Consider the following 6667-nt stretch of genomic DNA (forward strand, 5'->3'; position numbering starts at 1 on the left):
TTAAAGACGACTCGGAATAAAATCCGGGCCGTTTTTTGTATTTTTAGAACGAGGTAATCAAATGGAAGAAAATAAAGGATATGAAGCGAAAAGCAAAGGTAACACTTTGACATCGGTGGCATTATTCTTTTTTGGTGCCTTTGGGCTTGTGTATTCCCTTGTTGTCATGGTGCGTTCTGGTGCGTATGATACCATAAATTTTATGTGGGTTTTCAAGGAACTTTTTTTGCTCTATTATTGCTTTGTTGCCCTTCACGTGGCTCCGCAAAAAGTCGAGTTTCTTGAAAATGAGCTTGTGCGAATTACTTTTTTACTTGGCAACAGCATTACAATCAAACAAGAAATTTTTAAAATATCAAGAGCCAAGAATGTTAAAAAGGGATGGGCTGGCTGGTTGATGTTCAGGGGGCGCTCGATGTACTTTACCTCCGAGACATTTCCGGAACTGGAAAAATATTTAATTCAATAATAGAGGGGTCAAATGAGCGAAGGAGAAAAAATTCAATTCAACGGGAACCTGGCTTTACTCAGGGTTTGCGCGGTAATATTTATTGTGAACATACTCGGCTTTATTACCAATATGCTGCTTTTGGCTGGGTATAGCGGTGAATTGGCTTCGATTTGGAGCGCGCTTACGACTTCGTCGTTTGAAGATTTGCTTGCAACGGTCGGACTGTTGATTGCATCGGGGATCGGCTTGCCTGTGCTGCTCGGTGTTTTGGCGGTTGTCGTATTACTTGCGCTAGGGATATTTGCACTAGTCAAAAAGAATGTGAGAGTTTTAAAAATATTGGCGGTGCTGTTCCTTGTCTGGATTGTGTTGAGAGTTTTCGCTATCAATCCTTTAAGCGCTTTGTTTGGAAATGAAATGCGAGAAGTGAATCTTGCCCAGAACTTCATTAGCTTAATTTTTAACGTGAACGTTGTCGTTGCTGTGGCGGCATTTTTTGTGACTTCTAAAAAGCATGATGAAGCTGGAGCTATCGCATTGAATGAAGAATTTAATTTGGGACTCTTTCGGCTTTGCTCCATCTGTTTTATCGCGAGTGGATTGAACAGCTTGTTTCATTTTGTTTTTACGCAAACTCCCATTTTTCAGCTTGCTTTCTTTGGCGTTGTTTATTTAGCGGTCGGCGTATTCGCTCTTGTCAAAAAGAATGTGATTGTTTTGATGGCGGGTTCTTTAATGACGCTTATTCAAGTTTTGCTTAATTTGTTCAGCTTTGTTCGTATCCCTGAATTTGACCCTTATATGGCGATCTCGCTTGTTGCCCATACGCTTTTCCATACCTCAACCGTGATTGCTATTGCAGTGTTCTTCATTAAACCCGAGTGGGTGAAAGCTTGCTTGCAGAAGATTAAAGGGTGATTTTGCGAAAAAATGCCGCCGATTTTGTCGGCGGCTGATTTGCCTGCTCTTAGCATTATTCCTTAGCTTTCAAAGGGGCGAACTCTCAGCGTGACGCCGAGCTCTTCGCAAATCTTGCGGCAGCGTTCGATTTTTTCTTCGGGCATCACTTTCTCGACGATGGTCATCACCACGTTTGGCACGTGCTCTTTTGCAAGCACAGCGAATTCCTTCAGCGCGTCGAAGGACTGGATTCCGAATCTTGAGCGCGTGAGTTCCAGAAATTCTTCGGCATCCGGGGCGTTCATCGAGATGGAAACGGTGTTGAAACGGCCTTCGAGATCGGGCGTTACGTCTCTGCCGTGGATGAGATTTGCAAGCCCGTTGGTGTTGAGACGGACTTTTAAATTCGGGTATTTGCCGTGCAGCAGGTCGATGACCTTGCACACGTCGTGAAGGCGTTCAAGCGGTTCGCCGTAGCCGCAAAAGACGAGTTCGTTGATGACGGAGAGGTCATACTTGTCGAAAATGCTCATGACGCCATCGACGCTCGGTTCGCCACCTTTAAGCCAGAGCGAATTGCCTTCCATCATTTTCTTTGTCTGGCGCAAGCAAAAAACGCAGCTGCACGGGCAGCGGTTTGTCATATTCACGTAGATATTCTTGCCGGTGATGTCGCCGCTGTTGGCGATGTCGAGGTAGCCTGCTTGTCCAACGTTTCCAGTTACGGTATAAACAACCATTTTAATCCTCCATCAAGTCACGAAGGTACATCTCAAAGCACAGGCCCCATTGTGTGGGAACGTTATTGTCTTCGCAGTAGCGGATGCACTTTGTTACAAATTCAGCGGCCTTTTTGACTGATTCGTAAAAATCGTGGCCGTTCATGTACATGCCCGCGATGATTGAACTGATGACGTCTCCGGTTCCGCTGCGGTCGCCGCCGATGCGGTCCACCATCACGATTCGAGGCTCTTCGCCCTTGCTGTAGACGTAGTTCATGATTTGCTTGCTGTTGTACGGAATGCCTGTTACGACGATGTGTTCGGGGCCTTGTTCCGTGAGCTTGCGGCACATTTCGCCGAGTTCGGCGTCGGTGAATCCTTCGGTGCGGTATTCAACGTCAGTTAGCGTACAAAGCTCTGTCAAGTTCGGCGTCAAGATGTCGGCGTAGTGGACGAGCGCTTTCATCTTTTCGCACAAAGTAGGCGTGTAGGTCTCGTAGAGCTTGCCGTAGTCGCCCATCACGGGGTCCACCAGGGTAAACGAGCCGTTTTTCTTGAACGTCTTGAAGAAATCGATGACGATGTCCACCTGTTCTTCGGAGCCGAGGAACCCGGATGCAATGGCGTCGAAGGATAAATTCAAATCCTTGTAGGTTTGAATGTAATCGCGCATTTTTGAAGTGTAGTCGTCGAAGTAGTATTCGGGGAACTGCGTGTGTGCCGAAAGAACAGCGGTAGGTATTGTTACCGCTTGAATTTTCATGGCAGAAACAATCGGCGCCATGACAGCGATGGAGCACCGACCAAATCCTGTAACATCATTAATTAACGCGATTTTCTTCTGTGGCATGGCTAACTAAAAGTTAAAAATCTTTCTTTTCCGAGAGTACGCGCACGGATGCAAATGCTGCCGAAACGATAACCGCAAGGAGTGTGGGGCCGAGGAAAACGGAGTCGAAGTGTTCTGCGACCTGGTAGGCGATAAAGCCGGCAAGCCAGGCGAAAATATTCCAGAGCCAAGCGCCGAGCGATTCGGTGCGTTCTTTGGAGAAGTAGAACGATACCAGGAGAACGGCAGCCATCGGGGCGAACACGGAGGCGATCAGGTAGAGGAAGCTGATGTAATGTTCCATGATTCCTGAAATGGCGAGAGCTGCGCTCAAGAAACTCACGACGACACCTGCAATTTTCGGATTTATTTTACTGTAAATCGCCTTGGAGGATTCGCCAGCGGAGTTTGCCGCAAGGAAGTTTGTTGTCACTGTCGAAAGTACCACGATGATGATTCCCGGGATTCCGAGACCTGCAAGGAGAATGGCTTGCGCGATGTTGTTGCTTGCGCCAATGCCCGAAATTTCAATGCCGATGATGTACATCCAGATGCTTGCGAATGTGTAGGCGATGGCAGAAATTGCTGTTGCCTTCACGGGCTTTTCGGCGTCCTTCGTGTAGTCCGAAATGACTGGCAACCATGAAATCGGCATGGCAATGGAAATTTCGAAAATGTTCCAGAATTTGAGCGCGGTTGCTGTTGCGGCGTTTTCGGCGGCGCCTGCAACATTAGCGGCCGCACTTGAACCGCTGCCGAGTCCGAACAACTTCACGGAAAGAATGGCGAGTAGAACGGTGAGCGCTGCCATCACGACCGTCGTCACGTTTGCGGAACGGCGGATGCCCACGTAAACCCAGGCGGCGATGAGTGCGGCGAGAATCACGCATGTGAGCGGAAATGAAATCGGCAAGTTGAGCCCTGCCAATGCCGAAGCGCCTTGCGCATTCAATACTGCGACCCAGGCGAGCAACTGGAATGTGTTCAGCGCGGCAAAGAACTTGGAACCGTACTTGCCGAATGTGGATTTGGTCGTTTCCATGGCGTTCAGGCGAACGCGCGCGCCGATAAGGCCCACGAAAAAGAGCAAGATGCCGCCCAGAATGTGCCCAAGCATGAGCGGGAGCCAAAGCGAATCCCTTGCGGCCGCGGCGCCAATTTCTATACCCGCTTCGATTTCGGAAACGGAGATGGCGACGCCAAACCAGATAATTCCATTTGCAAAAAGTCCTGTGCGCTTTTCCATGTTGCACCTCCTTTTGTCACTTTTGCCTGTCACTTCGGATTTGTCATCCTGGAGCCGAAGGCGATAGGATCCATTATTTCTTGCATTTGTTTTTTGATGCTTCTTTCAAATGCGGCACAAAGATAGCAAAGCAGTAGGTTATTCACAAGGTATAGTCATATACTACTTTTTTATGCTTTGTTATAGATTTTTGCTATAGAATGATTGCATCATGGCAGACTGGAGGCGACGTCATGGCGGACCTGATCCGCCATCATCTGACAACAGGAAATCCCCGTGAGGGTTTCGTTTCACGGGGATTGATTCGTTTACCGTCATTGCAAGGGTTTGATCGATAGACTAGAGCGAACTTAGAATCTGTCTATCAATGAAATAGTTGTAGCCTTGCAACAACAGCAGAGGTGTAACTTTTTACTATTCAGCGCGAAGTTTCTTGGCGGCGGCGACGAGGTTCTTGAGGCTTGCCGTCGTTTCGATTTCGCCACGAGTCTTGAGGCCGCAATCCGGGTTCACCCACACATTCTGCTGCGGAACCTTCGCGATGATCTTGTGGAGTGCATCGACGATTTCCTGTTCGGACGGCACTCGCGGAGAGTGGATGTCGTAAACACCCGGGCCCACCTGTGTCTGGAACTTGGCGTCGTTCAAAGCGTCGAGCAACTTGAGGTCAGAACGGCTGGCTTCGAACGTGATCACGTCGGCGTCCATGTTGTCAATATCGCGGACGATGTCGTTGAATTCGCTATAGCACATGTGCGTGTGGATTTGCGTTTCGGGCTTGACCTTGGCGTGAACCAGGCGGAATGCCGGAATGGCCCAGTCGAGGTATTCCTTGTGCCAATCGCTCTTGCGGAGCGGCAACTTTTCGCGGAGAGCGGCTTCGTCAATCTGGATGATTCTGATGCCGTTCTTTTCGAGGTCCAAAACTTCGTCACGGATGGCAAGGCCGATTTCCTGGGCCTGCGTCTTCAAGGAAACGTCTTCACGCGGGAAGGACCAGTTGAGAATCGTGACAGGACCCGTAAGCATACCCTTCACCGGCTTCTTGGTGCAGCTTTGTGCGTAAACAGACCATTCAACCGTAATCGGAGCGCTACGGCTCACGTCACCCCACACGACAGGCGGCTTCACGCAACGGGTACCGTAGCTCTGCACCCAGGCGTTCTGCGTGAATACGAAGCCGTCAATCTTGGAACCGAAATATTCCACCATGTCATTGCGTTCAAATTCACCGTGGACAATTACGTCAAGGCCAATTTCTTCCTGCAACTTGATGCATTCGGCAATCTTCTTCTGGTTGAATGCGACATACTGTTCCTTGGAAATTTCGCCCTTGCGGAATGCGGCGCGGTTGGCGCGAACTTCGGCCGTCTGCGGGAAAGATCCGATTGTCGTTGTCGGGAATGCCGGCAACTTGAATTCGGCCTTCTGCACTTCACGACGTTCAAGGCGGCTTGGCTTGCGTTCGAAATCAGCAGCAGAGAGGGCGGCAAGTTCTGCCTGAACCTTTGCGTTTGCCTGAACGCGAGCGCTTGCGAACAAAGCTTTGTTCTTGGCGAGAGCGTCTGCATCAGCGCTTGCGAGCTCTGCAATTTCCACGAGCTTTTCTTCGGCGAATGCGAAGTGCTTGAGAATGTCGGCCGAAAGCTTCTGTTCTGCAGCGACCGTGTAAGGCACATGCAAGAGAGAGCAAGAAGTGCCAACGACAACATTTTCTGCAGCGACAGACTTCTTGATTTCGGCGAGGACTGCGTTCTTCTGTGCGTAATCAGCACACCAGATGTTCTTGCCGTTCACGACGCCAGCCAAGAGGAGCGTGTTCTTCGGGAAGCCGCTCTTCAAAAGTTCGAGAGACTTAAGGCCTTCAACGAAATCCAAACCGATCGCGTCAAAGCCGAGCGCGGTCACATCCTGATAAACATCGCGGATGTCGCCGAAGTAAGTCTGCAATGCAATCTTGAGACCGGCAGCGCGCACCTTCTTGATGAGTTCAACGTAAATGGACTTGAAGAGTCCGAGTTCTTCTGCGGTCACGTCGAAGACGAGAGCCGGTTCTGCGAAAGAAATCCACTTGGCGCCTGCGGCGGCGAGCTTTTCAGCGAGTTCTGCGTAAGCGTTGACGGCAGCGGCTGCGAAGTCCTTAGCCTTCTTGTTGCCGTTGTAACGTGCAAGACGGAGGAATGTGTATGCGCCGATAAGCGTCGGAACGGATTCAATTTCGGCCGATTTGGCTTCGTTGAATTCTTCAACCGGCTTCTTGCCGACGAGCTTGAGTTCGGTAGCGTCATCGATTTCCGGAACAATGTAATGATAGTTCGTATTGAACCACTTCTTCATCGGGAGGGCCTTCACGTCACCCTTTTCGCCCTGGTAACCGTGAGCGGCTGCGAAATACTTTTCGAGCGTGCTCAAGTTCAAATTCTTGTAGCGTTCCGGAACAATACCGAACAAGAATGCAGTGTCGAGAACGTTATCATAGAAGGAGAAGTCGTTCGACGGAATGAAGTCGATGCCAGCGG

6 protein-coding genes are annotated in these 6667 nt (G+C 49.7%); 2 read left to right on the forward strand and 4 right to left on the reverse strand.

Annotation, left to right across the window (positions count from 1 at the left end; genetic code table 11):
* Positions 1-61: 61 nt before the first annotated feature.
* Positions 62-469, forward strand: a complete 408-nt coding sequence (locus ACJMM9_RS01660) for a hypothetical protein (protein WP_405323209.1) — start codon at positions 62-64, stop codon at positions 467-469.
* Positions 470-481: 12 nt separating this feature from the next.
* A complete protein-coding gene (locus ACJMM9_RS01665; RefSeq protein ID WP_405323211.1) occupies positions 482-1369 on the forward strand; it encodes a hypothetical protein in 888 nt (295 codons plus the stop codon).
* 62 nt (positions 1370-1431) lie between these two features.
* Here ACJMM9_RS01665 and ACJMM9_RS01670 read toward each other — a convergent pair whose 3' ends face one another.
* The 4 genes from ACJMM9_RS01670 to metE form a co-directional block, all read right to left on the reverse strand.
* Positions 1432-2091 carry a TatD family nuclease-associated radical SAM protein gene (locus ACJMM9_RS01670; protein ID WP_405323214.1) on the reverse strand — a complete coding sequence of 220 codons (660 nt, stop codon included), beginning with the start codon at positions 2089-2091 and terminating at the stop codon, positions 1432-1434.
* A gap of 1 nt (position 2092) precedes the next feature.
* Positions 2093-2923 carry a pyridoxamine kinase gene (locus ACJMM9_RS01675; RefSeq protein ID WP_405323216.1) on the reverse strand — a complete coding sequence of 277 codons (831 nt, stop codon included), beginning with the start codon at positions 2921-2923 and terminating at the stop codon, positions 2093-2095.
* A 13-nt stretch (positions 2924-2936) separates the two neighbouring features.
* Positions 2937-4148, reverse strand: a complete 1212-nt coding sequence (locus ACJMM9_RS01680) for a cytosine permease (protein ID WP_405323218.1) — start codon at positions 4146-4148, stop codon at positions 2937-2939.
* 414 nt (positions 4149-4562) lie between these two features.
* Positions 4563-6667, reverse strand: a 2105-nt coding sequence (metE, locus tag ACJMM9_RS01685) for a 5-methyltetrahydropteroyltriglutamate--homocysteine S-methyltransferase (protein ID WP_405323220.1), incomplete at its 5' end; no start/stop codon positions are given.

Origin of the sequence: Fibrobacter sp. (assembly GCF_045112255.1) — a bacterium.
Lineage (GTDB): Bacteria > Fibrobacterota > Fibrobacteria > Fibrobacterales > Fibrobacteraceae > Fibrobacter.

Coding starts and splice junctions, on each gene's coding strand:
- ACJMM9_RS01660 (WP_405323209.1), top strand. CDS start 62: ATGGAAGAAAATAAAGGATATGAAGCGAAAAGCAAAGGTAACACTTTG.
- ACJMM9_RS01675 (WP_405323216.1), bottom strand. CDS start 2,923: ATGCCACAGAAGAAAATCGCGTTAATTAATGATGTTACAGGATTTGGT.
- ACJMM9_RS01680 (WP_405323218.1), bottom strand. CDS start 4,148: ATGGAAAAGCGCACAGGACTTTTTGCAAATGGAATTATCTGGTTTGGC.
- ACJMM9_RS01670 (WP_405323214.1), bottom strand. CDS start 2,091: ATGGTTGTTTATACCGTAACTGGAAACGTTGGACAAGCAGGCTACCTC.
- ACJMM9_RS01665 (WP_405323211.1), top strand. CDS start 482: ATGAGCGAAGGAGAAAAAATTCAATTCAACGGGAACCTGGCTTTACTC.